This is a genomic window from Rhizobium sp. CBN3, from assembly GCF_030518245.1.
GTDB classification, from domain to species: Bacteria; Pseudomonadota; Alphaproteobacteria; order Rhizobiales; family Rhizobiaceae; genus Rhizobium; species Rhizobium aethiopicum_A.
In genome coordinates this window covers 156,636-181,634 of the sequence record NZ_JAULSE010000006.1, presented here as the reverse complement: position 1 = coordinate 181,634, position 24,999 = coordinate 156,636, and the positions used below count along the sequence as shown (strand labels likewise).

Below are 24,999 nucleotides of genomic sequence, written 5' to 3'. Positions count from 1 at the left end.
GTTCGAAAAATCATTCCGTTCTACGGGTGCATGCTGTAGAGCAGGACAAACCCACGCCGATCGCATCTCCGGAGACTCCGCCGTCTCCACGATAAAGATCGAAGTTTAAGGAATTCTCATGAGCGCCACCGACCTCGCATCCCTGGAAAAGACCATCGAAGCCGCCTTCGACAATCGCGACAATGTGAAGATGTCGACGAAGGGCGAGGTCCGTGATGCGGTCGAAGCGGCGCTCGATCTGCTCGATTCCGGTAGGGCCCGCGTGGCGACCCGCGGCGCCGACGGCGCCTGGACGGTCAATCAGTGGCTGAAGAAGGCGGTGCTCTTGTCCTTCCGCCTCAACGACATGGACGTGGTCAAGGGCGGCTCCGGCAATTCCACCTGGTGGGACAAGGTTCCCTCGAAGTTCGAGAACTGGGGCGAAAACCAGTTCCGCGCCGCAGGCTTCCGCGCCGTGCCGAACTGCGTCGTGCGCCGCTCGGCCTATATCGCCCCGAATGCGATCCTGATGCCCTCCTTCGTCAATCTCGGCGCCTATGTCGGCGAAGGCACGATGGTCGACACCTGGGCAACGGTCGGCTCCTGCGCGCAGATCGGCAAACACGTGCATCTCTCCGGCGGCGTCGGCATCGGCGGCGTGCTCGAACCGATGCAGGCCGGCCCGACCATCATCGAGGACAATTGCTTCATTGGCGCCCGTTCCGAAGTGGTCGAAGGCTGCATCGTCCGCGAAGGCTCGGTGCTCGGCATGGGCGTCTATATCGGCAAGTCGACCAAGATCGTCGACCGCGCCACCGGCGAGGTGATGTACGGCGAAGTGCCGCCTTATTCCGTCGTTGTCGCCGGCTCGATGGCGTCGGCCAACGCGACGATGGCAAACGGCCAGCCGGCGCCGCATCTCTACTGCGCCGTCATCGTCAAGCGCGTCGATGAACAGACCCGCTCGAAGACCGGTATCAACGAGCTGCTCAGAGATTGATGACACCGGGGCCTTGATCCGGTAAACAGGCGACGTCTTTTGGGCGAGGCGGCCCCGCCTTGCCATGTCTTTGCCATTCCCGCCGGATAGTTCGACCGCCATGACCGCTACCGATCCCGTCGCCAATCTGCAGACGCTGATTCGCTGCCCCTCCGTCACACCAGCCGAAGGAGGCGCGCTGACGGCGTTGGAAGCGATGCTTGCGCCGCTCGGCTTCAAAGTCGACAAAGTGAGAGCGAGCGAAGAGGGAACACCCGACATCGAGAACCTCTATGCCCGCCTCGGCGGCGACGGTCCGCACCTGATGTTTGCCGGCCATACCGATGTGGTGCCGGTCGGCGATGAAGCCGCCTGGACGCACCCGCCTTTTGCCGCGGAGATATCAAAGGGCGAGCTCTTCGGACGCGGCGCCGTCGACATGAAGGGCGGCATCGCCTGTTTCGTCGCCGCGGTCGCCCGTCATATCGAAAAGAACGGGCCGCCGGCCGGCTCGATCTCTTTCCTCATCACCGGCGACGAAGAAGGCCCGGCGATCAACGGCACGATCAAACTGCTGCAATGGGCGGCGGAGCGCGGCGAGCGCTGGGACGCCTGCCTTGTGGGAGAACCGACCAATCCGGACCGGCTCGGCGACATGATCAAGATCGGCCGGCGCGGCTCGCTGTCGGGCAGGATCATCGTCCACGGCATTCAGGGCCATGCCGCTTACCCGCACCTTGCCGACAATCCGGTGCGCGGCATGCTGCAGCTGACGCAGGCGCTGATGGATCCGCCTTTCGACGGCGGCACCGACGATTTCCAGCCGTCGAACCTCGAAGTGACGACGGTGGATGTCGGCAATCCTGCGACGAACGTCATTCCGGCCAAGGCATCGGCAAGCTTCAACATCCGCTTCAACGACAGCTGGACCGTCGAAACGCTGCGCGCCGAAATCCTGCGCCGGCTCGAAGCCGCCGCCGTCGATGGCCAGTTGCGTCCGGGCCGGCAGCCGGTCAAATACGATATCGTCTGGGCCGACCGGCCGAGCCATGTCTTCCTGACCCGCAACAACGCTCTGATCGCTTCGCTGTCGTCTGCCGTCGAAAGTGTGGCCGGCCGATCTCCCAAGCTTTCGACCACCGGCGGCACGTCGGATGCGCGCTTCATCAAGGATTATTGCCCGGTCGTCGAGTTCGGCCTGGTCGGCCAAACGATGCACATGGTCGACGAGCGCGTCACTGTTGCCGATCTGGAGACGCTGACGGCGATCTACGAGACTTTCATCGACCGCTGGTTCGCCCATGCCGGGTCTTAGGGAAGTCCAGTATTATCTGGCCGGCCTCTGGCTGCTGATCCGGATGGATCCGCGCGGCTTCCGCTTCCTCGATCTGTCGGAGCGCGGCGTCAACCGGTCGTTTTGGGCAATGGCCTGGTGCCTGCCGCCGATGGGCATTTCCTGGCTCTGGTGGCGACAGGCCTTCCTGCGGTCGATGCCGCCGGAGGCCGATGTCGATCTTGCCTTCTACATCAGGCTCGGCCTTGTCGAGGTCGCCAACTGGTTCGTGCCGCTGGTCTTTGCTGGGCTGCTGCTGCTTGCCTTCCGCATGGGCGAGCGCTTCGCCCCCATCGTCGTCAGCGTCAACTGGCTCGGCGTGCCACTCTCCTATATCAACGGTCTGCTGCTGGCGCTGGTGTTCTTCCTGCCCGGCACCGTCGGCTTCGTCTCGCTGCTACTGCTCGCCTTCATGCTGGCGCAGGTCTTCGCTTTGGCGCGTATCCTCAGGATGATCTGCCATGATCACGCGCTGATGGTCGGGGCGCTGACGCTGGTGCTGCTGGTGCCATCGATGATCCTTTCGGAATATCTGCAGCACTTCCTCGGCATCTACCCCGCCTGACCCGCGCTATAGCATGAGCATCAGAGATCGTCGTCGTTCTCCTCGGCGGGCCTGCGTCGGTCGGTGATCACCTCGGGATAATCCACCTGCAGGAAATAGAGCCCTTCGGGCGGCGCCACCGGGCCGCAGGCCTTGCGGTCCTGCGCCTCGAGCGCCGCCTGCACATCCTCAGGGGTCCATTTGCCTTCGCCGGCAAGCTTCAGTGTGCCGGCGAAGGAACGGATCTGGTTGTGGAGGAAGCTCTGCGCCGTGGCGCGGATCTCGATCAATTCGCCATTTCGCGTCACGTCAAGCCGGTCGAGCGTGCGCACCGGGCTGTTCGCCTGGCAATGGGCGGAGCGGAAGGTGGAGAAATCGTGCCGGCCGACCAGCCTCTGGGCGGCGGCGTGCATGACCTCGTGATCGAGCGTCTTCGGCACCCACCAAGCCTTGCCGGCTTCGAGCGCCAGCGGCGCCCGGCGGCTGACGATGCGGTAGAGATAATGGCGCCGCAGTGCCGAAAAGCGGGCATCGAAAAAGTCGGGAACCGCCTCGACGTCGAGAATGGAGACACGCTCGCCGGCAAGCCTCAGATGCGCGTTCAGGGCATTCTGCAGCTTGTAGGGCGACCAGTCCTTGGAAAGATCGGCATGGATCACCTGTCCCATCGCGTGGACGCCGGAATCGGTGCGGCCGGCGCCACGAATCGACACGGTCTCGCCGGTCAAAGACAGCACTGCCGCCTCGATCGCCCCCTGCACCGAGGGGCCGTTCTCCTGCCGCTGCCAGCCGACATAGGGGCCGCCGTCATATTCGACGGTCATGCGGAAACGCGACATCAGGAAAGCCTCGTGCCGGCACCGAGCGGCGTGCCTCGGAGGAAATCCGCCGCGGTCAGCGGCTTGCCGCCCGCCTTCTGCAGCTTCGTCAACCGCACTGCACCCGAACCGCAGGCAATTACGAGATCGTCCGTCAGCAGCTCTCCGGCAGCGCCCTGCCCCTCAGTCAGTTCAGAGCCCAGCACCTTCACCCGTTCCGTCTTGCCGCCGGTCTCAAGCTCGAACCATGCGCCCGGGAACGGCGCCAGGCCACGGATATGGTTGTGCACATCACGGGCATTTCTGGCGAAATCGATGCGCGTCTCGGCCTTGTCGATCTTGGCGGCATAAAGCACGCCCTCTTCGGGCTGCGGCGTCAGCGGCAGGTCGTTCATCTCGAGCTTCACCATGGCTTCCGCCATCGCCTTGGCGCCGACTTGCATCAGCCGGTCGTGCAATTCGCCCGCCGTCATGTTCGGGCCGATCTCGACTTCGCGGGTCAGCGCGACGGCGCCGGTATCGAGGCCCTTGTCCATCTTCATCACCATCATGCCGGTCTTGTCGTCGCCCGCCATGATCGCCCGCTGGATGGGCGCAGCACCCCGCCAGCGCGGCAGCAGCGAAGCATGGCCGTTGTAGCAGCCCTCGCGGGTGCCGTTCAAAATCGCTTCCGGCAGCAACAGCCCGTAGGCGACGACGACGCCGACATCGGCCTTGAGGGCGGCAAACCGCTCGCGCTCCCCCGGGTCCTTGAAATTGACCGGCGTGAAGACCGGAAGGCCGAGCAGTTCGGCCGCCTGATGCACCGGCGATTTCTGCAGATCGAGCCCACGCCGTCCGCCCGGCCGCGGCGGCTGCGTATAGACCGCGACGATCTTATGGCCGGCATCGACAAGCAGGCGCAGGGTCGGAACCGAGAACTCCGGCGTTCCCATGAAGATGATGCGAAGAGACATTTTAACTCGCCAGTTAAGGATCAGCCGTCTTCAAACGGATTTACGAGCTTGAGATCAAGCCCCTCGAAATCGCTGGTGTTGCGGGTGGCAAGCGTCGCACCGGTTGCGAGGCAGATGGCGGCGATCATGGCATCCTTCGTTTCCACCGGCCGTCCCGCCTTTCTTCGCGTAGCAGCCAGCAGGCCGTAACGATTCGCCGCGCTGATCGAAAAACCCAGTATGCGACCGGCAAATTCGGATTCGATCCGGTTGAAGTCGGAAATCAATGCCGTCTTTCGCCTGCCGTCATCCAGGAGTTCAAGCCCGTAGCGCATTTCCCCGATGGAGATCGTCGTGAGGAAAAGCGTGTCGACGTCGTAACCGTCCAGCCAATTCAATATCCGCTCGCTATGGGTCCTTCCCTGCAATTCGGAAATCACGTTCGTGTCGAGGACAATCATCTGTCGAAACGTGGTGGTTCGCGGTCGCGTTCGTGGCGAGACGCGGCGATAGCCTCCACTTCGTCATCGCTCAATCTTTCGTCGCCCATCAGCGAACGCAGGCGCTGCCCGGCGGGAGCTCCCGAACGCTCCGCTGCAATCTGCCGGCGGATGATTTCGATCGCTTCCTCCGAAAGGCTCCGGCCATTGCGTTGCGCGCTTTCCTGAAGCTGCCGCTTCATAGCGTCCGGAACATCCCGGATAAGCAGATCACCCATTCGGCACCTCCATTATGATATCGGTGATATCATAGGGCTTTGCCCATCAATTTACAACTCTTTGTCAGAGCGCCTTAGACTTGGCCGCCTTGGTGAACTTCTTGATCACCATCTCCCGCTTCAGCCGCGAGATATGGTCGATGAAGAGCACGCCGTTCAAGTGGTCGATCTCGTGCTGCAGACAGGTGGCGAGCAGCCCATCGGCTTCCACCATCTGCTCCTTGCCGTCACGGTCGAGATACTTGACCGAGACGGCAGCCGGGCGCTCGACCTCGGCATAATAGTCAGGAATCGACAGGCAGCCTTCCTCATAGATCGAGCGCTCGTCGGAGGATTTGACGATCTCCGGATTGATGAAGACCTGCGGCTGCTTTTCCTCGCCCTCGCGGGAGACGTCGATAACCAGCATGCGACGCGGCACGCCGATCTGGATTGCGGCAAGGCCGATGCCCGGCGCGTCGTACATGGTTTCCAGCATGTCGTCGGCAAGGCGCTGCAGGTCGGCATCCACACGTTCGATCGGCTTGGAGAGCTGACGGAGAACGGGGTCGGGAAGAATGATGAGTGGCTTGATGGTCATGGGCGTTCCCATAACCCATCTTTTCCCGCTATGGAATTATCCGGCGGGCGGGGAAGACTCTTTTTTGCATCCCCCGCCCGGAATTTCGCCATATTCGCGTCAGGCCGCCCGGCGTTCACCGACGACGGCGTGGCCTTCCGGCCGGGCACGGAAGCGGCGCAACAGCTCGATCAGCTGATCCACCTCGTCCTTGAGGCGGCCGGTTTCCGCCGACGTGCGCTCGACCATGCCGGAATTCTGCTGGGTGATTTCGCCCATGCTGCGGATTGCCACGCTGACCTCGTTGACGCCGGTCGCCTGATCGCGGGCGGCGGCGGCGATATCGGCGACGAAGCGGTTGATGATGTCGATGCGGCCGATCATGTCGTTCAGCGCTTCGCCGGTGCTGGAGACGATGCCGACACCCTCATTGACCTGGGTGGAGCTCTGCGAGATCAGGTTCTTGATCTCCTTGGCGGCTTCGGCCGTACGCTGGGCAAGTTGGCGCACTTCCTGGGCGACGACGGCAAAACCCTTGCCGGCATCGCCGGCGCGCGCTGCCTCGACACCGGCGTTCAGCGCCAGAAGATTGGTCTGGAAGGCGATTTCGTCGATGACGCCGATGATCTTGGAAATCTCCGTCGAGGATTTTTCGATGCCGGCCATCGCCGAGACGGCGCTGGTGACGAGCTCACCCGAATTCTTCGCCTTCTGCTGCGTCTCGCGTACGGCATCCGAAGCCTTCTCGGCATTGACGGCGGTCTGACCGACGCTGACGGAAAGCTGCTGCAGGGCAGCCGAACTCTCCTCGACGCCCGCCGCCTGCTGGGCCGTGCGCAACGCCAGGTCGTTGGTCGCATTGGAGATGACGTCGGCGCCGTTCATGATCTGGCTGGACGTGTCGCGCACCGATGCGAAGGACTGGCGAAGCGCCTTGACGGCACGATTGTAATCCTCGGCCATCTGCCGGAAATTGCCCGGCAGGTCGGATGGCAGCGTGGCCTCGAGATCACCGCTCGACAGCGCCTCCAGACCGCGGCGCAGCTGCTCCAGCGCCATCGTCTGATCGGCCTCGGCCTGGGCGCGCTGCTCTTCCAGAGCCTGGCGTTTGGCTTCAAGCGTCTCGAGATAGACCGAGATGGAATAATCCATGTCGAGCATGCCCGCCTTGATGACGGCCGACAGCTTCTCGGCGAGCAGTTTGCCCTGCTGGCGCGCGAAGACCGACGGCCACTGCTTCTCCATGATGCCCTTGACGAGTTCGGACATGACGAGGGCATAGCCGCCGACATACCAGCGCGGCTCCAGCCCGATGCGGGCATGGGTGCGGCCGACCGCGGTCACGCCGTCCACATAGGCTTCGTCGAAGGCGCCGCCGGCAAGCTTGCGCCAATGATCCTGCTGCCGCTTCTTGGCATGAGCGACATGGTTCTTATCGGCGAAAAAGCCTGAGACGGCGGGGGTCCTGGCGATCTTGGCATAAAACTTGTCGAGGGCGGCGCCGATCAGCTCTGATATGACCGGGCTGAGATCCCGCATCGACCGGCGCGCCGCCTCGTCCAGTTCGATGAAATCGAGGCGCTGCCTGAGGGCACTGTCGGTCTGCTGGGATGTCATGGAAATCTCTGTACTTGGCGCAACGGCGCGGGAGGGAATTCTGCAGCACAGATTTTGGCGAATATGGTTGAGCAATGGTTAAATCGGCTGCGATTTTCCGCAGCGGCGAAGAAAAGACGACAGAGAAGATATTGAGGATCGCCGATTTCGTTCACGTTTTGATCTATATATTGCCGCATCTTCTGTTATGGTTGCAGCATGACCGTTCATTCCGAATCGCTTGCCCTCTCCGTCGCCTCGCTCAGTCCCGCCATGCTGGCGCTTGCCGGCGGTGTTCTGATCGCCTTCGTGCTTCTGGTGATCATCCTTCTCTTGCGCGGCGCCAGCCTCCGCCGCGAGCAGGCAGAGGAGGCGAGCCTGCGGGCTGGCGAAAGCGAGGCGCGCATGGCCGAGCTTTTGAAGATCCAGGCGGAAATGCAGGGCCGCATCGCGGCCATGGCCGAGGTTTTCGGCGCGCGCCAGAGCGAGCTCAACCAGGCGATCAGCCAACGCCTCGACGGCATGTCGCAGCGCGTCAGCTCGACGATCACCGAGCAGACGAAGTCGACGCATGAGAACCTGCAGCGGCTGCAGGAGCGGCTGGCGGTCATCGATGCCGCGCAGAACAATATCCAGACGCTCGCCAAGGACGTCGTCGGACTGCAGGCCATTCTTTCCAATAAGCAGACGCGCGGCGCCTTCGGCCAGTCGCGGATGGAGACGATCGTCGCCGACGGCCTGCCGATGGGGGCCTATGCCTTCCAGCAGACGCTCTCGAACGGCTCGCGGCCGGACTGCACGATCCGCATGCCGAACGGCGCACCGCCGCTTGTCATCGATGCGAAGTTCCCGCTCGAAGCCTGGAACGCCATCCGTGACGCCGGCAGCCCCGAGGCCGCCAAGATCGCCGGCCAACAGTTCCGCCGCGATGTGGAGATCCATATCCGCGATATTTCCGAGAAATATCTGATTCAGGGGGAAACCCAGGAGACGGCCTTTCTCTTTGTGCCATCGGAATCGATCTTCGCGGAGATCCACGAGAACTTCGAGGCCCTGGTGCAGAAGGCACACCGGGCGCGCATCGTCATCGTCTCGCCATCACTGCTGATGCTGTCGATCCAGGTCATCCAGGCAGTGCTGAAAGACCAGCGCATGCGGGCGCAGGCGCATCTGATCCAGGGCGAGGTGGCGCTGCTGATGGACGATCTCGGCCGCCTCGACGAGCGGGTGCGCAAGCTGCAGGGCCATTTCGCCATAGCGCAGAAGGATATCGACATGGTGGTCACATCAGCCGACAAGCTCACCAAACGCGGTGCCAAGATCGAGGCGCTGGAATTCGAGGCAGACGGCGACACCAAGCCCGCCCGCCACGACGAGAGCCCGGCCAAATCCGTGGAAAGCCGTACCGGCCTTCTCAAGCTTCGGGTGGTTGACGAAGAGTGACCGCTTCGGGCAGTGTCTCGCCCCATGAAATAGCAGGAGCATGATATCATTCGATGCTCCAAAAGACGGGACAGCCTGATGATTACAGTTTTCGGATCCATCAACATGGATCTCATCGCCACGACCGAACGACTGCCAAAGCCCGGCGAGACGGTGGCCGGCAACGGTTTTGCCACGGCCGCCGGCGGCAAGGGCGCCAACCAGGCGCTCGCAGCCCGCCGCGCCGGCCGCTATGTGCATATGGCCGGCGCCGTCGGCAAGGACGGCTTCGCCGCCGATGCGCTCGCCCTGCTCGATGAAGCCGGAACCGACCTTTCCCTTGTCAAGCATGTCGACGATCCCACAGGCACGGCGCTGATCCTGGTCGGCGGCGACGGCGAGAACATGATCGCCGTCGTTCCCGGCGCCAACGGCCTGGTCACGCCTGCGGATGCGGAAATCGCAGTCGGCGGTATGAACGAAGGCGACATGCTGATGTTGCAGCTCGAGGTGCCTGTCGCGGCCGTCGAACGCGCGCTCTCGGCCGCGCGCGCCAAGGGCATCACCAGCATCCTCAATCTCGCCCCCTTGATCCCCGATGCACCGCGTCTCGGTCGGCTGGCCGATATTGTCATTGCCAATGAGACCGAGTTCGAGCGGCTTGCCGGACAGGACGGCATGGACGCACAAGCGCGCGAGGCAGCCCTCGTCCTCCTGCATCAGGAAACCGGCCAGACGCTGATCGTGACGCTCGGCGGCGATGGCGTCATCGCTATCCGGGACGGGGTCATTTCGCGGGCGCAAGGGCTGGCGATCGATCCTGTCGACACGGTCGGAGCGGGAGACACCTTCTGCGGCTATTTCGCCGCCAGTCTCGACGACGGCGTGGATTTTCCCACGGCGCTGCGCCGCGCGGCGGTCGCCGGTTCACTCGCATGCCTTAAATCAGGCGCGCAACCGTCGATTCCTTCAAGCGAGGAAGTCGCAGACAGACTATAGGCTGGCCTGCTTGCGAAAGGCGGTCGGACCTCCCTTCGATTTTAAGGGGATTTCCGCGGCGTTCCTCATATAAGCCGCTAAAATTTCATTCAAATTTAACAGGTCTCCGGCGATCTTCCCGGTGATCGCCGGGTCTTCGCGCTTGCGGATCCGCGGCTCATGCGGCTGCTCCATGAGGGAGCCATGCCTTCGCTCCTGTGCCGAAGAATGCCCCTTCGGCGCATCCTTGCCCGAGGACCCCATGTTCATCTTTCGCATGAAATCGCTTGCGGCGAAGCTTATCGTCATCACCGGCATCGCCATCGCGCTTGTTCTCATCGTTTCGAATTTCTTCCTCATCGGCCAGACCCGGGATCGCGTCCAGACGCTGACGATGGATCAGGCCAACCTCGAGGCGAAATCGATCGCCAATGAAATCGCCGCCAATGTCGGCGAGCTCGCCAGTGCCGCGCGCAGCATGATGGGCGTCCTCGGCCGCGCCCATGACGGCAAGTCGCTCGATCGCAAGGGCATGATCAACGTGCTGAAGGCCAATCTCGAACAGAATGCTTTCGCCTTCGGCAGCTGGTTCTGCGAGCAGCTCGGCGCGCTCGACGGCAAGACCACCGAGATCGCCAACAATAACGACGAAGGCACGAACAAGAACGGCGCCTTCACGCCCTATTGGTCGAAGACCAAGGACGGCGGCATTCAATACTCCACCTTCGACAATGATTATACCGCCGAATGGTGGAAGCTTGCTGCCGACAGCGGCAAGGGCGCGATCACGACCCCCTACCTCGCCCAGGGAACAGATGTACCGACGCTGCTGACATCAATTGCCTATCCCGTCATATCGGGCGGCAAGATGATCGGTGTCGGCGGTGTCGACATCTCGCTGAAGTCGCTGACCGACAAGCTGCAGGCGCTGCACCCCTTCGGCTCGGGGCGCGTGACGCTGCTGTCCCAGGCGGGCAACTGGATCGTCGCGCCGATCCCCGACCTGATGACCAAACAATATGACGGCGAAGGCGCCGACGTCGTCAAGGCGGCGCTGTCGACCAAGCAGCCCGGCCTCGTCCGCAACCTCGCCTATGACGGCCTCGATCCCTTCGACCGCGTCGTCTATCCGTTCGAAGTCCCCGGCGTCAACGCCACCTGGGTCGTGCTTGTCGACGTCCCGCACACCGCGATCAACGCGCCGGTGCAGGACCAGACCTACATGATGATCGCCACCGGCCTGATCGTGCTCGGTGCGGTGATGCTCGCGCTCTATTTCGCCGTCCGCTCGCTCGTACAGCGGCCGCTCGGCAGCCTTGTCGCCAGCGTCAAAACGCTCAGCGACGGGGAATATGCCGAACCCATCGCTGCCCAGGACCGTACCGACGAGGTCGGTTCGGTCGCCAAGGCGCTCGAAGGCTTCCGCTTCAAACTCGCCGACTCCAGGCGCCTCGAAGACGAGGCCACCCACCAGCGGCAGGCCGCCGAGACCGAGCGCAGCCGTTCGGAATCGGAACGGCTGCAATCGGTGTCGCTGCAGCGCCATATCGTCTCGATCGTCGGCGCCGGCCTCTCCGAGCTGTCCCAGGGCAATCTGGGTCACCGCATCACCGAGGAATTCCCGGGCGAATACGGCAAACTGAAGCAGGACTTCAACGCCGCACTTGCAAGCCTCGAAGAGACCATCAACACGATGAACCTCAGCGTGATCAATATCGGCGCCGGCACCGGCGAGATCAGCAACAGCGCTTCCGACCTCGCCAAACGTACCGAGCAGCAGGCGGCAAGCCTGGAAGAGACGGCGGCAGCGCTCAATGAGCTCACCGCTCAGGTTGATTCCAGTGCCGAGAATGCCCGCACGGCTGCCGACAACGTCAATCTCGCCTGCCAGGATGCCGAGAAATCAGGCGAAGTGGTGCAGAAGGCCATCGCCTCCATGCAAGGGATCGAGCAGTCTTCGACGGAGGTGTCGCGGATCATCGGCGTCATCGACGAAATCGCCTTCCAGACGAACCTGCTGGCGCTGAACGCCGGCGTCGAAGCGGCCCGCGCCGGCGAAGCCGGTAAGGGTTTTGCCGTCGTCGCCCAGGAAGTGCGTGAACTCGCGCAGCGTTCGGCCAATGCCGCCAAGGAGATCAAGACGCTGATCAACACATCGGCTGTCCAGGTCAAGGAAGGCGTCGATCTCGTCGGTCGCGCCGGCGGGACGCTGCACAAGATCGCCGAACAGGTGATGGGCATCAACAGCCTCATCCGGCAGATCTCGGCATCGGCGAGCGAACAGGCGGTCGGGCTGAAGGAAATCAACCAGGCCATGAACCAGATGGATCAGGTGACGCAGCAGAATGCGGCGATGGTGGAGGAAGCGACCGCCGCCAGCGTGGCGCTCAACGACGAGGCGCAGACGCTGAAGGCGCTCGCCACGCGCTTCAGCGTCTCCGGCTCCGCCAACGCGACGGCGCTCGCCTCCGTGGCAAGGCAGATGCGTGCGCCGGCTGCAGACCCCTCGCATTTCGCGGCCGCTCCCGCGATCCGCCACGCCCCGGCGACCCGCCGCACCACGCCTCAATCGCATGGCTCGGCTGCCGTGGCTCGGGATAATTGGGAAGAGTTCTGACCGTTCAGCCCTGCATAAGAAAAAAGGCGCCTGCGAAATCAGGCGCCTTTTTTCATTTAGGGATTATGCAGCTCAAGCAGCGTTCGACGTCTGCTCCTCGTTGAGGAAGGCGTAGATCGCCGAGGCGGAATCGGTGGCCCGCAGCTTTGCAACCAGGTCTTGATCGCGCAGGACGCGGGCAATGCGCGACAGGGCTTTGAGATGGTCGGCGCCGGCGCCCTCCGGCGCAAGCAGCAGGAAGACGAGGTCGACAGGCTGGTCGTCCAGCGCTTCGAAATCGACAGGCTGCTCCAGCCGGGCGAAGATGCCGACGATGGAATGAATGTTCACCAGCTTGCCGTGAGGAATGGCGATACCGTTGCCGACACCGGTCGAGCCCAGGCGTTCGCGCTGCAGGATGACGTCGAAGATCTCCCGTTCGGAGAGCCCGGTGATCCTCGCGGCTCTTGCCGCCAATTCCTGAAGCAACTGTTTCTTGGAATTTACTCTGAGGGCGGGAATGATCGCATCCTGATGGAGCAAATCTGCCAATGCCATTTCTTTTTCCTTCTGTCGCCGGGATCAGTTGATGCGAGGAGCGGCGGCGATACCGCCGCTCACCACCCTGATCTCAGCCTTTGATATTGGCCGAATCGATCCAGCCAATATTGCCGTCGTGCCGACGATAAACGATGTTCAGATGTTCCTTGCCGGGACTGCGGAACAGGAGAAGCGGCTCGTCGGTCATGTCGAGCGCCATCACGGCGGTGGCGACGGACATGGTCTTCAACTGCTTCGTGCTTTCAGCGACGATTGCCGGGGCGAAATCGTCGGGAATTTCATCCTCGTGATCAGGAACGGAGTCCATGACCGTGTAGGAGACTTCTGCAAAACCATTCAGGTGGTTTCCGGCATGATGGTCCTTCAGCTTGCGCTTGTAGCGGCGCAGGCGTTTCTCGATGCGCTCGGAAGCGGCGTCAAAAGCAAGCTGCGGATCCGTGGCTTCGCCGGCGGCGTGAAGCACCACCCCGCTGTCGAGATGAAGCTTGCAGTCTGCCGAGAAACGAGAACTCGCCTTTTCGACGGTCACCTGGCCGGAATACCCCCCATCGAAGTATTTCGTGATGGCCGTTCCAATTTGGTCCTCGATCTTTTGACGGAAGGATTCACCAATTTCCATATGTTTCCCGGATACACGCACACTCATGGAGTTTCCCTTCTTATGGTCGTTTGCGGGTATCAGTTTACGCCAAGCCTCGGGTTCATCCAAGCACTTCGCGCAATCTCAAGCAAGATCGGCGTAGGCCTGTAGGCCCTCGGTGCCCTTGGGATGATGGGGATAACTTCAAAACGCCGTTCACGGCGACGATTGCGGCGGGCTTCTAGCCAGAGGTTGCCGGAAAGTCAATAGGGCGCCGAATCAACTCCGGGCGTGCTCGCAGAAGGTGTAGCAAATCTCCTACGGAAGGAGCCTTCCGGCGACTTTCCCTTCATCAGCTCCCGCGCTTCGTGCCTGCGTTGCGCGCGGCATCGTCATGGCGATGACGCCGAGAATGACGCAGGTGAGCCCGATCCACGCCGTCGGGCTCAGCCTCTCGCCGAGAAAGACGATACCGATCGTCACACCGATCGGCACACGGAGATAGGCTTGCGACGTGGTTCCGACCGAACCCAGCGTCTGAACGAGGCGGAAATAGATCGTAAAGGCAAGCGCCGTCGAAAAGGCAGAAAGGGCAAGCAGCGCCAGCACCGATGCGGCCGAGGGATCGAGCCACCAGGGCCGGTCGACGAGCAGGCTCACAGGCATCAGAATGACCGCGCCCGAGATCAGCGAACCGGCCGCCGGCACGGCAGGATCGAGGCCTCTAAAGTTCTTGCTGAAAATCGCGGCCCCTGCGTAACAGATGGTTGCCAGGATGATGGCGAGCTGCGCCATCAGGCTTTCGCCAAGACCGCCGAGCGCTTCGACGCCGATGACGAGGCAGATGCCGGCAAGCCCGGAGACGACGCCGAAAAGCTTTCGCGCCGTCGCCTGCTCATGGCGGGTTATCGATACGGTCAGCAGGAAGGTGAAAATCGGCGTCGCCGAATTCAGGATCACCGCCAGCCCGGCATCGACGGACTGCTCCGCCCAGGCGATCAGCGTGAAAGGAAAGACGCTGTTCAGGCAGGCCTGAACGACGAACAGGCGCCATGTCGCGCGATCGCGCGGCAGGCGGACGTGCCGATGGCGAAGCACGGCCAGCAGAATGGTGCCGGCGATCAATGTGCGCACCGCGATCAAGGTCACCGGCGGGATCGTTTCGACCCCGATTTTGATAAAGGTGTAGGAAGAACCCCAGAGGGTCGCCAGCACCAAAAGCAGGACAAGTTCTCTGGCGAGATTCGGACTTTGCGGTGTCATAGGCACATCGATATTCGTTCAAGACACCGGAGAAATAGGCAAATTTGCGAAGTGGATGCTTCGATCAAGATCGAAGCGTGCTGCCGCATCAGAAGCCCGCCACCTTGGCGAGCGCCCGCTTCTCGCGGCGGCGCTGGACCGAGGAAGCGATGTTCATCGCTTCCCGGTATTTCGCGACCGTGCGGCGGGCGAGATCGACGCCGCCCTTCTTCAGCATGTCGACGATATCGTCATCGGAGAGCACCGCCTCCGGGCTCTCCTGCATGATCAGCGCGCGGATCTTGTGACGCACTGCCTCGGCCGAATGGCTGTCGCCGCCCTCGACGGCGCCGATCGACACGGTGAAGAAATATTTGAGTTCGAAGAGGCCGCGCGGCGTCAGCATATATTTGTTCGAGGTGACGCGGCTGACGGTGGATTCATGCATCTTGATCGCCTCGGCCACCGTCTTCAGGTTCAGCGGCCGCAAGTGGTCGACACCGTGCAGCAGGAAGGCGTCCTGCTGGCGAACGATCTCGCTTGCCACCTTCATGATGGTCTTTGCCCGCTGGTCGAGGCTGCGGGTCAGCCAGTTGGCGCTCTGCAGGCACTCGGACAGGAAGGCATGATCCTCGCCGTTCCGGGTCACGCGGGAAAAATAGGACTGATTAACCAGCACACGCGGCAGCGTATCCGGATTGAGCTCGACCAGCCAGCCACCCTCCGCGGAGGGCCTGACGACGACATCGGGCATGATCGCCTCGGAAACACCCGTCTCGAAACCGCTGCCGGGCTTCGGGTTGAGCTGGCGGATCTCGCCGAGCATGTCGAGAAGATCTTCCTCGTCAACGCCGCAGAGCCGCTTCAGCGTGGCGAAGTCGCGCCGCGCCAGGAGTTCGAGATTTTCGACCAGCGCCTGCATGGCAGGGTCGTAACGGTCCTTCTGCCGGAGCTGGATCGCCAGGCATTCGGCGAGGCTGCGCGCGAAAACACCCGGCGGATCGAGCGTCTGGAGGGCGGCGAGCACGTGTTCGACCTGCGGGAGACTCGTGCCGAGCCGCTCGCCGGTCTCGACGAGATCGACCTGGATGTAACCGGCATCGTCGAGCTGATCGATAAAATTCTGGGCGATCAGCCGGTCGCTCATATCGGGCAGGACGAAGGGGATCTGCTGCGCCAGATGATCGCGCAGCGACACCTGACCGGCGACAAAATCGTCGAGATCGTAATCGGCGCCGTCGGCGCTGCCCGGCATCGATTTCCACTGTCCAACGAGTTCCGGTGCATCGAGGCGCTGCGGGCCACCGTCATCGGGAAAGACATTGGTGTAATTGGCGTCGAGCTCGTCGTTCAGCCGGCCGGTGCTTTCGCTGCCGCCGTTGTCGTACCAGTCGCTCGACAGCGCCTCGGCGCGATTGTCGGCGCCGTCGTCCGAGCCGGCGTCCTCCGGCGAATGACCGAACTGCTCGTCCTCGCCTGCCGCCCGTTCGTCGCCCGCCTCGCCGTCATTCGACGGAAATTCGAGCAGCGGGTTCTTCTCCACTTCCTGAGCGATGAACTGGTTGAGCTCAAAATGGGTCATCTGCAGCAACTGGATGGATTGCATCAGTTGCGGCGTCATGACCAGGGACTGGCTCTGGCGCAGAAATAGATTGGCGGACAGTGCCATGACGGACGCGAAACTCCCTCGACTCCAGGAAACCGCGCCCGATCCACGCTTCAGGCCACGGAAATCCGAGTTGGCCCAAAAATTGCTTTTTTATCTCATTTGGTCAAGCGGAACTACGCGGCAAGGTGAATCAGCGCCGGATCAGAGGCTGAAATTGTCGCCGAGATAGAGCCGGCGCACTTCCGGATTGTTGACGATGTCATTCGCCCGGCCGTGGGTCAACACCTCACCGGCGTGGATGATATAGGCGCGGTCGATGAGGCCAAGCGTCTCACGCACATTGTGGTCGGTGATGAGAACGCCGATGCCGCGCGCCGTCAGGTGGTGGACGAGGTTCTGGATATCGGCGACCGAGATCGGGTCGACACCGGCGAAGGGCTCGTCGAGCAGCATGAAGGTCGGGTCGGTTGCAAGCGCTCGCGCGATTTCGAGGCGGCGGCGTTCGCCGCCGGAAAGGGCGACAGCGGCACTCTTGCGCAGCTTCTGGATATGAAACTCCTCCAGCAGCTCGTTCAGCTTCTGCTCGCGCTCGGCCTTGTCCTTCACATGCACTTCGAGGACGGCGCGGATATTTTCTTCCACCGTCAGTCCGCGAAAGATGGAGGCTTCCTGCGGCAGGTAACCGACGCCGAGGCGCGAGCGGCGGTACATCGGCATGGTCGTGACATCGTTGCCGTCGATCTCGATCGTGCCTTCATCCACCGGCACCAGGCCGGTGATCATGTAAAAGCAGGTCGTCTTGCCGGCGCCGTTCGGGCCGAGCAGTCCGACGGCTTCGCCGCGACGCACCACCAGGGAGACGCCGTTGACGACACGGCGCGTCGCATAGGTCTTGGTCAGACCACGGGCGATCAGCGTTCCCTGATAGCGGCTCTTGTCGGCGGCACCCGCAGCTTGCGGCTCAGGCCTGCCGAACATGGTGGATAGCGATGATAATTTCACGTGGGAGGCCGGTTCAGTTCTGCTTCTGCGCGTTCGGCTGCGATTTGGGATCGAGCTGAATCTGGACACGACCGCCGCAGCTTTCAAGCTCCGCCTGGCCGGTTTGCATATGAACGGTCAGCTTGCAGCCGGTGAAGACGTTCGGACCGTCCGACAAAATGACCTTGTTTCCCTGATCCGCGGTCAGGATGAATGTCTGCGAGGCCATGTCGAAATTGCCGTCGTCGGCAGTCGCCGTCTGCGTGCCCGAGACCAGGTAGACCTTGTCCGTCACCAGGATCTTGTCGATATCCGCACTTCCCGACGCCAGCGAGGCCGACTGCTCCGGTTTGGCTTCGGGTTGAGCCGGCGCGCCGGCGCCCGGCTTCGCCGCCTTGTCCTTGTAATAGACGGTCATCTTGCCGGACTGCATCGTCGTCGTGCCCTGGACGACCTTGACGTTGCCGGTGAAGAGCGCGGTGTGCTCCTGGTCATGGATCTCCAGCTTGTCGCTTTCGATCTGGATCGGCTGGTCGTTGGAAAGCTTCATGCCCGACATGGTGGTTGACTGCGCGCCCGCGCCCGAGACCGTCAGAATAAGGGCAAATGCGCCGGCAACGAATGCGATGCCCGTCTTGCAAGCTGAAATGCGACAATCTTTTGTCATGGGTGACCCGGCTGGTTAAGTGCCCTGTTTATGAATGGTGGATGGATCGACATTCATGCGAACATTCCCCTCGAATGTGATCACGCGCCCCTTATCGGTTATCTCCAGCGTCTTCGCAACAATGGAAGCATTGTCCTTGGTAATGGTGACGGGATCGTCACTGCGCATGTTGCCGCCCTTGATGTCGAGCCGGGCGGACTGGAATTGCGCGTTGAGGCCGCTGCTCAGCACCAGGGTGAAGGGAGCCGTCATATGCAAGTTGTCGGTGGCGCGATTATAATCGGCAGTCGAAGCGATGACGCGGGCAATCAGCCCGTCATTCATCGGCACGGCGGCCTTGATGGTTTCGAGGGTGATGAGATCGGGATTGCGGATATCCTGCAGCGCCCTTTCGGCAAGCATGGAATAATTGACGCCGTCGGAGTTGCGTCCGGCAATTGCCGGCTTTTCCATCACGACCTTGCCGTTCTCGATCTTGGCGCCTTCAAACTTGACGTTTTCAGGCAGGTACAGCCTCACCATGGCCACCGTCGCGAGGGCGCCGGCGACGACAAGGGCGGCCAACGGCAGCAGGATCTTCAGCCGCCGCACGCGGGCGGAATGGAACAACGCATCGCCATAGGGGCTCCTGCCGGAGCCCGCATAAGCGGCATGTCCGTTGTTCTTCAGGGTATCGAGCATAGGTCTCGTTCCATGTGCGATGATTGCCCCGCCTGCGTAACAAAGCGGCCGGCAATCACAGTTCGTTTCGCATTATTACATTGGCTTGCCAATATGGAATTTTTTCTGCAACAAGCAACAAAACGGAAAAACATACAAAAGTGGCATTCGTACGCGCCGCTGCGATCAATTTCACCGGACCCAACGGCGCCATGCCGACCCCGGGCCAGCGCTGGAGATTTCTATGGACAGTTCGATCATCGCGGATCGCCGGCGGCTGCGCCGCAAGCTCGGCTTCTGGCGCATCGTCGCGGTCGCCCTCATCGTGGCGCTTGGTTTTGCCTTTTACCGCTTCGCCCTCGGCGGAGCCGGCACGGCAAGCCCGCATATCGCCCATGTGACGATATCGGGGCTGATCGTCGATGACGACGAGCTGCTGGAGCGGCTGAAGAAGGTCGAGACCAGCGATCAGGTAAAGGCCGCGGTGATTTCGATCTCCTCGCCCGGCGGCACGACCTATGGCGGCGAAAAAATCTTCAATGCGATCCGGGCGATATCAGCCAAGAAGCCTGTTGTCTCGGACGTGCGCACGCTGGCCGCCTCCGCCGGCTATATGATCGCCACCGCCGGCGACACCATCATTGCCGGCGACAGCTCGATCACCGGCTCGATCGGCGTCATCTTCCAGTATCCGCAGATCCAGCCGCTGCTCGACAAGATCGGCGTATCGCTGCAGGAGATCAAATCCTCGCCCCTGAAGGCCGAGCCCTCGCCCTTCCACGAGGCGAGCGAGGAAGCCAAGGCGATGATCCGCAACATGGTGGTCGACAGCTATAACTGGTTCGTCGACCTGGTCGCCGACCGGCGCAAGCTGCCGCGGGATGAGGTGCTGAAACTCGCCGACGGCACGATCTATACCGGCCGGCAGGCGCTGAAGGCGAAGCTCGTCGATACGATCGGCGGCGAGGCGGAAATCCGCGCCTATCTCAAGTCGCGCGGCGTCGACACCGATCTGCCGATGGTGGATTGGGACAAGAAGAGCAACACGCCTTTTCTGCTCGCAGGAGCTGTTTCGCGGCTGGTTACTATCTTGGGTTATGATGATCTCGTCAAAGGCCAGGATATCAATGGAATCCTGCCCCCAAAGTTGCTTCTTGACGGGCTGCTTTCAGTTTGGCAGGTTGGCCACGATTGATAAGAAATCAATAATTTAAGGGGGCGACTGTGATCAAGTCCGAATTGGTGCAGATTGTTGCGGCACGCAACCCGCATCTCTATCATCGCGACGTCGAAAATATCGTCAACGCGGTTCTCGACGAGATCACCGATGCACTGGCTGCGGGCAACCGCGTCGAATTGCGCGGCTTCGGCGCGTTTTCGGTCAAGAACCGCCCTTCCCGCTCCGGCCGTAACCCGCGCACCGGCGATACCGTCTTCGTCGAGGAGAAGTGGGTTCCCTTCTTCAAGACGGGCAAGGAACTGCGCGAGCGGCTCAATCCCGGCCAGGCTGACGAAGAGGATTGAGCGGCGCGAGCCGCCTGCGGCGAAACCGCACTTGAACTTGAACACCGTTTTCCTATTCTGCTAGCGCATCGGCCCGAAAGTCGGAATCGATTTTCGGGCCGATGCATATGAGACGCATGGAGAGCTTAAATGGCCAAGAAGATCGTCAACCTGTTGATTCTGCTGCCGCTCGGAGTCATCCTCATCGTCTTCTGCGTCGCCAACCGGCAGAGCGTCACGCTCGCCTTCAATCCCTTCAGGCCCGAAGACCAGGTGCTTGCGGTTTCCGCACCCTTCTTCGTCTTCCTGTTCATCGCATTGATAGCAGGCATGCTGATCGGCTCGGCCGCCACCTGGTTCAGCCAGGGCAAACACCGCAAGCGCGCCCGCACCGAGGCCAAGGAAGCCATTCGCTGGCAGGGCGAGGCCGATCGTCACAGGTCCCGCGCCGAGGACATCGCCGGCCAGCTGCCATCGCGGTGAGATCGGCTCACCGCCCTGAGTCAAACCGGAGAAAAGCTCAGCTCCTCATAATCGCCTTCCGGCGACGCGCCATTGCCGGTCACGGCAAACCCGTGGGAAAGGTAGAAGGCCTTCGCCCGCCGGTTGTTCACCAGGCATTTCAGCCGATATTTATGTTGCGGCCATTCCGGCAGTGCCCGGAGCAGCGCCGTGCCGGCGCCGAGTCCCTGGAATTCCTGCCTTATATAAAGCATATGAATGAAATCGTCCTCCGGCCAGAGCGACAGGAAGCCGGCGACGCTCCGATCGGTATGCTCGCAGACGAAGATCGTCTCGCCATTGGTATGGACGGCGAAATCCTCGCGGTGAAACTTGCCGGGATCGACCCAGACGAATGTCTGGCGGCGCACGGAAAGATAGATGTCCGCGAGCATTTCCTGGTCTTCCGCCCGTGGCGGCCTGATGGTCCATGTCATTATGTCGGAATAGCTCAGGCTCAGGTCCGCGCCAAGCCGTAGCGAAAGCCTTCGGCGCTCAATCCGCAGCCATTTTTGCAACGACCGCAGCATTGAAATCCGAGAAGAAACCTTCGGCCAGCCGCTGCGAGGTCGAATCGAGCAGGCGTGTGCCGAGCTGGGCGAGCCTGCCGCCGAGTTCCGCCTTGGCCCTATAGTGCAGGATCGTCTCCTCGCCCCTCGCCTCGAGCACGACATCGGCGCTGCCCCTGGCGAAGCCGGCAAGGCCGCCCTTGCCTTCGGCCGACAACGTATAGCTTCTCGGCGCATCGATATTGGAAAGCGTCAGCAACCCATGGAAGGTGGCAGACAACAGGCTGAACTTCACCTTGATCGTCGCCTCGAAAGCGCTTGGCGACAGCCGCTCGATGCCCTGGCAGCCGGGAATGCAGCCGAGCATGATCTCCGGATCGTTGAGCGCTGCCCAGACCATGTCCCGCGGCGCGGCGATCAACTCTTCGCCGGTGAAATCCATTCGATAGCCCCATCTGCGATTCGCCCATCTTATCCCAGAGGGAAAGCGCTTTGCCACGGCGGATGGGAATGTTATCTGGTGGCCTCTATCGGAAAGAATTACGATGAGCGACGAATTGAAACCCTGGAGCGTGACGGCGAGCCGGATCACCTACGAGGATCGCTGGATCCGGCTTCGCAGCGACGATTGCGTTACCGCCGATGGGATCGTCGTCGCTCCGTTCCATGTGCTCGATTATCCCGATTGGATCAACGTCATCCCGCTGATGCCCGACGGACGCGTGCTGTTGACGCGGGAATACCGGCATGGCCGAGCCGAAATCGTCCTCGGTCTCGTCGCCGGCGGCGTCGAACCCGCTGACATCGAGGCCGGCGATGCGGCGATGGCGGCAGCGCGGCGCGAACTGCGGGAAGAGACCGGCTATGACGCCTCGACCTTCGTCAAGCTGCTCACCTCCTATCCGAATGCCGCCAACCACAGCAATATAGTCACGAGCTGGCTGGCGTTTGGCTTGAACAGATCAGGCGAACCCCATTTCGACCCTGGTGAGAAAGTCGACATGTTGTTTGCAGATCTTGGCGATATCCTTGCCGACCTGCGGTCCGGCGCCGTTATCATGCAATCGATGCATGTCGCGGCCCTCTATGCGGCGGAAAGCTGGCTTCGCACGCACGCATCCGAGGGCTTGAAATGAACGCCGCCACAAGAGAACCTGTCCAGGCGTGGTCGGCGCCCAGTTGATCCGCTCCAGTCTTCTAGGCTAGAGGACGAAAAACCCGACAGAGACGCGGAAGAGCACGTGAAACAAAGAGAACGCCGGCCGGGCCAGAAGAAGACATCAGGTCCCGCCGGTGAAAGCCGCAGGGACGATCGGGCCGGCCGAGCACCGAAGCCCGTGGCACGCCCCGCGGTCACACGCGATACGGTTCGCGAGACTGCAACGCCGGCCGCGGTTTCGCGCCCGCTCATGACGCGCAGCGGCGATCGGCCGGCGGAGCGCGTGCCTGTCATTCTCGAATCGCTCGGCGCCGGCGATTTCCACCTGATCGACAGCGGCGACGGCCAAAAGCTGGAGCAATATGGCCCCTATCGCATCATCCGTCCGGAAGCCCAGGCGCTGTGGCGGCCTTCGCTGGCGCCGCAGATCTGGGAGAAGGTCGATGCCGTCTTCACCGGCGATACCGACGAGGAAGGCACCGGCCGCTGGCGCTTCCCCAGGGAGGCGCTCGGCGAGACCTGGCCGCTCAACCTGCTCGGCGTCGATTTTCTCGGCCGCTTCACCTCCTTCCGTCACGTCGGCGTCTTTCCCGAGCAGATCGTCCACTGGAGCTGGATGAAAGAGCAGGTCGAAAAGGCCGGCCGGCCGCTGAAGGTGCTGAACCTCTTCGGTTATACCGGCGTCGCCTCGCTGGTCGCCGCCGCTGCCGGCGCCGAGGTCACCCATGTCGACGCCTCGAAGAAGGCGATCGGCTGGGCGCGCGAGAACCAGGCGCTCGGCCGCATGGAGAAGCTGCCGATCCGCTGGATCTGCGAGGATGCGATGAAGTTCATTCTGCGCGAGGAACGGCGCGGCAGCCAGTACGACATCATCCTGACCGATCCGCCGAAATTCGGCCGCGGCCCCAATGGCGAAGTCTGGCATCTCTTCGAGCATCTGCCGCTGATGCTCGATGTCTGCCGCGAAATCCTGTCGCCGAAGGCGGTCGGCCTGGTGCTGACGGCCTATTCGATCCGCGCCAGCTTCTATTCGATCCACGAGCTGATGCGCGAAACGATGCGCGGCGTCGGCGGCGCGGTCGAATCCGGCGAGCTGGTGATTCGCGAGGCAGGCCTCGACGGCAAAACGCCGGGGCGCGCGCTTTCCACCTCCCTCTTTTCCCGCTGGGTGCCGAAATGAGCAAGGACTTCCACGATCAGGGGCCACGCAGGGTCGGGCAGGTGAAGGAAGTCACCTCGCTCGCCAATCCGATCATCAAGGACATCAAGGCGCTGACCAACAAGAAGTCGCGGGAGGAAAGCGGGACTTTCCTCGCCGAAGGGCTGAAGCTCGTCATCGATGCGATCGAGCTCGGCTGGACGATCCGCACGCTTGTCTATGCCAAGTCCGCCAAGGGCAAGCCGCTGGTCGAGCAGATGGCGGCGAGGACCGTCGCCTCGGGCGGGCTGGTGCTCGAAGTCAGTGAAAAGGTGATTGCCGCGATCACGCGGCGCGACAACCCGCAAATGGTCGTCGGCATCTTCGAGCAGCGCTGGACGCCACTCAAGGGCATTCGGCCGCAGGAGGGTGAGACGTGGGTGGCGCTCGACCGGGTGCGTGATCCCGGCAATCTCGGCACCATCATCCGGACGGCCGATGCGGCCGGCGCGGCCGGCATCATTCTCATCGGCGAGACGACCGATCCCTTCTCGCTGGAGACCGTGCGGGCAACCATGGGCTCGGTCTTCGCCGTTCCGGTCGCGCGAGCGACGCCGGAGGAATTTCTCGCCTGGCGGAAGTCGGCCGGCGTTTCCATCGTCGCCACCCATCTGGCCGGCGCGGTCGATTATCGCACGATCGACTACCGGAAAAAGCCCACCGTACTCCTCATGGGCAACGAACAATCCGGCCTGCCGGACCAGCTCGCCCGGGAAGCCGATGCGCTTGCCCGCATCCCGCAACAGGGTCGCGCCGACTCCCTCAACCTCGCCGTCGCCACCGCCGTCATGCTTTTCGAGGCGCGCCGCCATCTCCTCTCACTTGCCGAGGGCAAATGACCGAACCGACGCATGCACGCCCCGCACTGTTTTCGCGCCCGGCGCCGATCCTCTTCTTCATCCTCTTCGCCGTTCTGATCGACCAGGCCGTGAAGGTCGCCGCCGATCATTACCTGCCGCTGCAGGAAGCCGTGCCCGTCATTCCGATGCTGGCGCTCTACCGCACCTATAATCTCGGCGTCGCCTTTTCGATGCTGGAGGGCATGGACGGCTGGTTCATCGTCGGCATGCGGCTCGTCATCGTCGCCTTCGTCGTCTGGCTGTGGTACCGCACGGCAAAAGACCGCTGGCTCGCCCATCTCGGCTATGCACTGATCATTGCCGGGGCGATCGGCAATCTTGTCGACCGCTTCGCCTACGGGCATGTGATCGACTACATCCTCTTCTACACCGAAAGCTGGTCTTTCGCCGTGTTCAATCTCGCCGACAGTTTCATCACCATCGGCGCCGGCTGCGTCATTCTCGAGGAGCTGCTGCTGCCGAAAAAGGCAGGCCGCTAAAATCTTATCGAATTCCTGAAGGCATTCGGAACA

General features: G+C 62.2%; 29 protein-coding genes. 13 read left to right on the top strand and 16 right to left on the bottom strand.

The annotated features are described in order from the left end of the window. The first annotated feature begins 118 nt into the window (after positions 1-118). The 3 genes from dapD (at position 119) to QWJ46_RS12070 (ending at position 2,856) form a co-directional block, all read left to right on the top strand. Positions 119-979, top strand: coding sequence for a 2,3,4,5-tetrahydropyridine-2,6-dicarboxylate N-succinyltransferase (gene dapD / locus QWJ46_RS12080; RefSeq protein WP_302751308.1), 861 nt, complete (start codon positions 119-121; stop codon positions 977-979). A gap of 100 nt (positions 980-1,079) precedes the next feature. Then, a complete protein-coding gene (gene dapE, locus QWJ46_RS12075; RefSeq protein ID WP_302751405.1) occupies positions 1,080-2,273 on the top strand; it encodes a succinyl-diaminopimelate desuccinylase in 1,194 nt (397 codons plus the stop codon). Then, positions 2,260-2,856: a hypothetical protein gene (locus QWJ46_RS12070; protein ID WP_184458156.1), complete on the top strand. Its 597-nt coding sequence runs from the start codon at positions 2,260-2,262 to the stop codon at positions 2,854-2,856. Before dapE ends, QWJ46_RS12070 begins: the two co-directional genes overlap by 14 nt. A 20-nt stretch (positions 2,857-2,876) precedes the next feature. Here the strand turns inward: QWJ46_RS12070 and truA are convergent, their stop codons facing one another. The 6 genes from truA to QWJ46_RS12040 form a co-directional block, all read right to left on the bottom strand. Then, positions 2,877-3,674, bottom strand: a complete 798-nt coding sequence (gene truA / locus QWJ46_RS12065; protein WP_302751307.1) for a tRNA pseudouridine(38-40) synthase TruA — start codon at positions 3,672-3,674, stop codon at positions 2,877-2,879. Further along, on the bottom strand, positions 3,674-4,609 hold the full coding sequence (fmt, locus tag QWJ46_RS12060; RefSeq protein WP_302751306.1) for a methionyl-tRNA formyltransferase: 936 nt from the start codon (positions 4,607-4,609) through the stop codon (positions 3,674-3,676). Before fmt ends, truA begins: the two co-directional genes overlap by 1 nt. A gap of 20 nt (positions 4,610-4,629) precedes the next feature. Next, complete coding sequence (locus QWJ46_RS12055; protein WP_184458150.1) at positions 4,630-5,049, bottom strand: type II toxin-antitoxin system VapC family toxin; 420 nt, start codon at positions 5,047-5,049, stop codon at positions 4,630-4,632. Beyond that, entirely contained in the window at positions 5,046-5,306 is a 261-nt protein-coding gene (locus QWJ46_RS12050; protein ID WP_184458148.1) for a plasmid stabilization protein, read from the bottom strand. The genes QWJ46_RS12055 and QWJ46_RS12050 overlap by 4 nt, the downstream gene beginning before the upstream one ends. A gap of 64 nt (positions 5,307-5,370) precedes the next feature. Continuing rightward, positions 5,371-5,886: a peptide deformylase gene (def, locus tag QWJ46_RS12045; protein WP_184458146.1), complete on the bottom strand. Its 516-nt coding sequence runs from the start codon at positions 5,884-5,886 to the stop codon at positions 5,371-5,373. Between the two features lie 99 nt (positions 5,887-5,985). Next, positions 5,986-7,482, bottom strand: a complete 1,497-nt coding sequence (locus QWJ46_RS12040; protein ID WP_302751304.1) for a globin-coupled sensor protein — start codon at positions 7,480-7,482, stop codon at positions 5,986-5,988. A gap of 198 nt (positions 7,483-7,680) precedes the next feature. On the opposite strand from QWJ46_RS12040, the gene QWJ46_RS12035 reads away from it, so the two are divergent. Both QWJ46_RS12035 and QWJ46_RS12030 read left to right on the top strand, forming a co-directional pair. Next, positions 7,681-8,904 (top strand): DNA recombination protein RmuC, encoded by a 1,224-nt coding sequence (locus QWJ46_RS12035; RefSeq protein ID WP_302751303.1) that lies wholly within the window; start codon positions 7,681-7,683, stop codon positions 8,902-8,904. Between the two features lie 78 nt (positions 8,905-8,982). Next, positions 8,983-9,882: a ribokinase gene (locus QWJ46_RS12030; RefSeq protein WP_302751302.1), complete on the top strand. Its 900-nt coding sequence runs from the start codon at positions 8,983-8,985 to the stop codon at positions 9,880-9,882. On the opposite strand, the gene QWJ46_RS12025 is transcribed toward QWJ46_RS12030, so the two are convergent. Then, a complete protein-coding gene (locus QWJ46_RS12025; protein ID WP_302751301.1) occupies positions 9,877-10,140 on the bottom strand; it encodes a hypothetical protein in 264 nt (87 codons plus the stop codon). The genes QWJ46_RS12030 and QWJ46_RS12025 overlap by 6 nt on opposite strands. On the opposite strand from QWJ46_RS12025, the gene QWJ46_RS12020 reads away from it, so the two are divergent. Then, positions 10,124-12,478 carry a methyl-accepting chemotaxis protein gene (locus QWJ46_RS12020; RefSeq protein WP_302751300.1) on the top strand — a complete coding sequence of 785 codons (2,355 nt, stop codon included), beginning with the start codon at positions 10,124-10,126 and terminating at the stop codon, positions 12,476-12,478. The two genes, QWJ46_RS12025 and QWJ46_RS12020, sit on opposite strands and share 17 nt — an antisense overlap. 72 nt (positions 12,479-12,550) lie before the next feature. On the opposite strand, the gene ptsN is transcribed toward QWJ46_RS12020, so the two are convergent. The 7 genes from ptsN to lptC all read right to left on the bottom strand — a co-directional run bounded on the left by ptsN (position 12,551) and on the right by lptC (position 18,778). Beyond that, positions 12,551-13,015, bottom strand: coding sequence for a PTS IIA-like nitrogen regulatory protein PtsN (gene ptsN / locus QWJ46_RS12015; RefSeq protein ID WP_011423788.1), 465 nt, complete (start codon positions 13,013-13,015; stop codon positions 12,551-12,553). A gap of 73 nt (positions 13,016-13,088) precedes the next feature. Next, positions 13,089-13,664 carry a ribosome-associated translation inhibitor RaiA gene (raiA, locus tag QWJ46_RS12010; protein ID WP_085776747.1) on the bottom strand — a complete coding sequence of 192 codons (576 nt, stop codon included), beginning with the start codon at positions 13,662-13,664 and terminating at the stop codon, positions 13,089-13,091. A gap of 252 nt (positions 13,665-13,916) precedes the next feature. Then, entirely contained in the window at positions 13,917-14,861 is a 945-nt protein-coding gene (locus QWJ46_RS12005; RefSeq protein ID WP_302751299.1) for a DMT family transporter, read from the bottom strand. 88 nt (positions 14,862-14,949) lie between these two features. After that, on the bottom strand, positions 14,950-16,509 hold the full coding sequence (gene rpoN / locus QWJ46_RS12000) for an RNA polymerase factor sigma-54 (protein ID WP_184458133.1): 1,560 nt from the start codon (positions 16,507-16,509) through the stop codon (positions 14,950-14,952). Between the two features lie 141 nt (positions 16,510-16,650). Next, positions 16,651-17,427: an LPS export ABC transporter ATP-binding protein gene (lptB, locus tag QWJ46_RS11995; RefSeq protein ID WP_085776744.1), complete on the bottom strand. Its 777-nt coding sequence runs from the start codon at positions 17,425-17,427 to the stop codon at positions 16,651-16,653. 37 nt (positions 17,428-17,464) lie between these two features. After that, positions 17,465-18,097 (bottom strand): LptA/OstA family protein, encoded by a 633-nt coding sequence (locus tag QWJ46_RS11990; protein ID WP_085776743.1) that lies wholly within the window; start codon positions 18,095-18,097, stop codon positions 17,465-17,467. A 15-nt stretch (positions 18,098-18,112) separates the two neighbouring features. Then, positions 18,113-18,778, bottom strand: coding sequence for an LPS export ABC transporter periplasmic protein LptC (gene lptC / locus QWJ46_RS11985; protein ID WP_302751297.1), 666 nt, complete (start codon positions 18,776-18,778; stop codon positions 18,113-18,115). Between the two features lie 223 nt (positions 18,779-19,001). Here lptC and sppA point away from each other — a divergent pair, with 223 nt between their 5' ends. The 3 genes from sppA to QWJ46_RS11970 all read left to right on the top strand — a co-directional run bounded on the left by sppA (position 19,002) and on the right by QWJ46_RS11970 (position 20,743). Then, positions 19,002-19,952 carry a signal peptide peptidase SppA gene (gene sppA, locus QWJ46_RS11980; RefSeq protein WP_302751296.1) on the top strand — a complete coding sequence of 317 codons (951 nt, stop codon included), beginning with the start codon at positions 19,002-19,004 and terminating at the stop codon, positions 19,950-19,952. A gap of 29 nt (positions 19,953-19,981) precedes the next feature. After that, positions 19,982-20,281, top strand: a complete 300-nt coding sequence (locus QWJ46_RS11975; protein ID WP_003544934.1) for an integration host factor subunit beta — start codon at positions 19,982-19,984, stop codon at positions 20,279-20,281. A gap of 129 nt (positions 20,282-20,410) precedes the next feature. Next, complete coding sequence (locus QWJ46_RS11970; RefSeq protein WP_210629430.1) at positions 20,411-20,743, top strand: LapA family protein; 333 nt, start codon at positions 20,411-20,413, stop codon at positions 20,741-20,743. Positions 20,744-20,763: 20 nt separating this feature from the next. Here QWJ46_RS11970 and QWJ46_RS11965 read toward each other — a convergent pair whose 3' ends face one another. Together QWJ46_RS11965 and QWJ46_RS11960 are read right to left on the bottom strand one after the other, a co-directional pair. Then, a complete protein-coding gene (locus QWJ46_RS11965; protein ID WP_302751290.1) occupies positions 20,764-21,198 on the bottom strand; it encodes a GNAT family N-acetyltransferase in 435 nt (144 codons plus the stop codon). Positions 21,199-21,256: 58 nt separating this feature from the next. Further along, positions 21,257-21,712 (bottom strand): carbon monoxide dehydrogenase subunit G, encoded by a 456-nt coding sequence (locus QWJ46_RS11960; RefSeq protein ID WP_302751289.1) that lies wholly within the window; start codon positions 21,710-21,712, stop codon positions 21,257-21,259. A gap of 103 nt (positions 21,713-21,815) precedes the next feature. Between QWJ46_RS11960 and QWJ46_RS11955 the strand changes: the two genes are divergently transcribed. The 4 genes from QWJ46_RS11955 (at position 21,816) to lspA (ending at position 24,966) form a co-directional block, all read left to right on the top strand. Further along, a complete protein-coding gene (locus QWJ46_RS11955; RefSeq protein ID WP_302751288.1) occupies positions 21,816-22,406 on the top strand; it encodes an NUDIX hydrolase in 591 nt (196 codons plus the stop codon). A gap of 105 nt (positions 22,407-22,511) precedes the next feature. Further along, positions 22,512-23,609: a class I SAM-dependent methyltransferase gene (locus QWJ46_RS11950; protein ID WP_302751287.1), complete on the top strand. Its 1,098-nt coding sequence runs from the start codon at positions 22,512-22,514 to the stop codon at positions 23,607-23,609. Continuing rightward, positions 23,606-24,466, top strand: coding sequence for an RNA methyltransferase (locus QWJ46_RS11945; protein ID WP_302751286.1), 861 nt, complete (start codon positions 23,606-23,608; stop codon positions 24,464-24,466). Before QWJ46_RS11950 ends, QWJ46_RS11945 begins: the two co-directional genes overlap by 4 nt. Next, positions 24,463-24,966, top strand: a complete 504-nt coding sequence (gene lspA / locus QWJ46_RS11940; RefSeq protein ID WP_302751285.1) for a signal peptidase II — start codon at positions 24,463-24,465, stop codon at positions 24,964-24,966. The genes QWJ46_RS11945 and lspA overlap by 4 nt, the downstream gene beginning before the upstream one ends. Positions 24,967-24,999 lie beyond the last annotated feature (33 nt).

What these genes read in the sequence shown, in the direction of transcription:
- dapD (WP_302751308.1), top strand. Translation starts at nt 119, where the DNA reads ATGAGCGCCACCGACCTCGCATCCCTGGAAAAGACCATCGAAGCCGCC.
- dapE (WP_302751405.1), top strand. Translation starts at nt 1,080, where the DNA reads ATGACCGCTACCGATCCCGTCGCCAATCTGCAGACGCTGATTCGCTGC.
- QWJ46_RS12070 (WP_184458156.1), top strand. Translation starts at nt 2,260, where the DNA reads ATGCCGGGTCTTAGGGAAGTCCAGTATTATCTGGCCGGCCTCTGGCTG.
- truA (WP_302751307.1), bottom strand. Translation starts at nt 3,674, where the DNA reads ATGTCGCGTTTCCGCATGACCGTCGAATATGACGGCGGCCCCTATGTC.
- fmt (WP_302751306.1), bottom strand. Translation starts at nt 4,609, where the DNA reads ATGTCTCTTCGCATCATCTTCATGGGAACGCCGGAGTTCTCGGTTCCG.
- QWJ46_RS12055 (WP_184458150.1), bottom strand. Translation starts at nt 5,049, where the DNA reads ATGATTGTCCTCGACACGAACGTGATTTCCGAATTGCAGGGAAGGACC.
- QWJ46_RS12050 (WP_184458148.1), bottom strand. Translation starts at nt 5,306, where the DNA reads ATGGGTGATCTGCTTATCCGGGATGTTCCGGACGCTATGAAGCGGCAG.
- def (WP_184458146.1), bottom strand. Translation starts at nt 5,886, where the DNA reads ATGACCATCAAGCCACTCATCATTCTTCCCGACCCCGTTCTCCGTCAG.
- QWJ46_RS12040 (WP_302751304.1), bottom strand. Translation starts at nt 7,482, where the DNA reads ATGACATCCCAGCAGACCGACAGTGCCCTCAGGCAGCGCCTCGATTTC.
- QWJ46_RS12035 (WP_302751303.1), top strand. Translation starts at nt 7,681, where the DNA reads ATGACCGTTCATTCCGAATCGCTTGCCCTCTCCGTCGCCTCGCTCAGT.
- QWJ46_RS12030 (WP_302751302.1), top strand. Translation starts at nt 8,983, where the DNA reads ATGATTACAGTTTTCGGATCCATCAACATGGATCTCATCGCCACGACC.
- QWJ46_RS12020 (WP_302751300.1), top strand. Translation starts at nt 10,124, where the DNA reads ATGTTCATCTTTCGCATGAAATCGCTTGCGGCGAAGCTTATCGTCATC.
- QWJ46_RS12025 (WP_302751301.1), bottom strand. Translation starts at nt 10,140, where the DNA reads ATGCGAAAGATGAACATGGGGTCCTCGGGCAAGGATGCGCCGAAGGGG.
- ptsN (WP_011423788.1), bottom strand. Translation starts at nt 13,015, where the DNA reads ATGGCATTGGCAGATTTGCTCCATCAGGATGCGATCATTCCCGCCCTC.
- raiA (WP_085776747.1), bottom strand. Translation starts at nt 13,664, where the DNA reads ATGAGTGTGCGTGTATCCGGGAAACATATGGAAATTGGTGAATCCTTC.
- QWJ46_RS12005 (WP_302751299.1), bottom strand. Translation starts at nt 14,861, where the DNA reads ATGACACCGCAAAGTCCGAATCTCGCCAGAGAACTTGTCCTGCTTTTG.
- rpoN (WP_184458133.1), bottom strand. Translation starts at nt 16,509, where the DNA reads ATGGCACTGTCCGCCAATCTATTTCTGCGCCAGAGCCAGTCCCTGGTC.
- lptB (WP_085776744.1), bottom strand. Translation starts at nt 17,427, where the DNA reads ATGTTCGGCAGGCCTGAGCCGCAAGCTGCGGGTGCCGCCGACAAGAGC.
- QWJ46_RS11990 (WP_085776743.1), bottom strand. Translation starts at nt 18,097, where the DNA reads ATGACAAAAGATTGTCGCATTTCAGCTTGCAAGACGGGCATCGCATTC.
- lptC (WP_302751297.1), bottom strand. Translation starts at nt 18,778, where the DNA reads ATGCTCGATACCCTGAAGAACAACGGACATGCCGCTTATGCGGGCTCC.
- sppA (WP_302751296.1), top strand. Translation starts at nt 19,002, where the DNA reads ATGGACAGTTCGATCATCGCGGATCGCCGGCGGCTGCGCCGCAAGCTC.
- QWJ46_RS11970 (WP_210629430.1), top strand. Translation starts at nt 20,411, where the DNA reads ATGGCCAAGAAGATCGTCAACCTGTTGATTCTGCTGCCGCTCGGAGTC.
- QWJ46_RS11965 (WP_302751290.1), bottom strand. Translation starts at nt 21,198, where the DNA reads ATGACATGGACCATCAGGCCGCCACGGGCGGAAGACCAGGAAATGCTC.
- QWJ46_RS11960 (WP_302751289.1), bottom strand. Translation starts at nt 21,712, where the DNA reads ATGGATTTCACCGGCGAAGAGTTGATCGCCGCGCCGCGGGACATGGTC.
- QWJ46_RS11955 (WP_302751288.1), top strand. Translation starts at nt 21,816, where the DNA reads ATGAGCGACGAATTGAAACCCTGGAGCGTGACGGCGAGCCGGATCACC.
- QWJ46_RS11945 (WP_302751286.1), top strand. Translation starts at nt 23,606, where the DNA reads ATGAGCAAGGACTTCCACGATCAGGGGCCACGCAGGGTCGGGCAGGTG.
- lspA (WP_302751285.1), top strand. Translation starts at nt 24,463, where the DNA reads ATGACCGAACCGACGCATGCACGCCCCGCACTGTTTTCGCGCCCGGCG.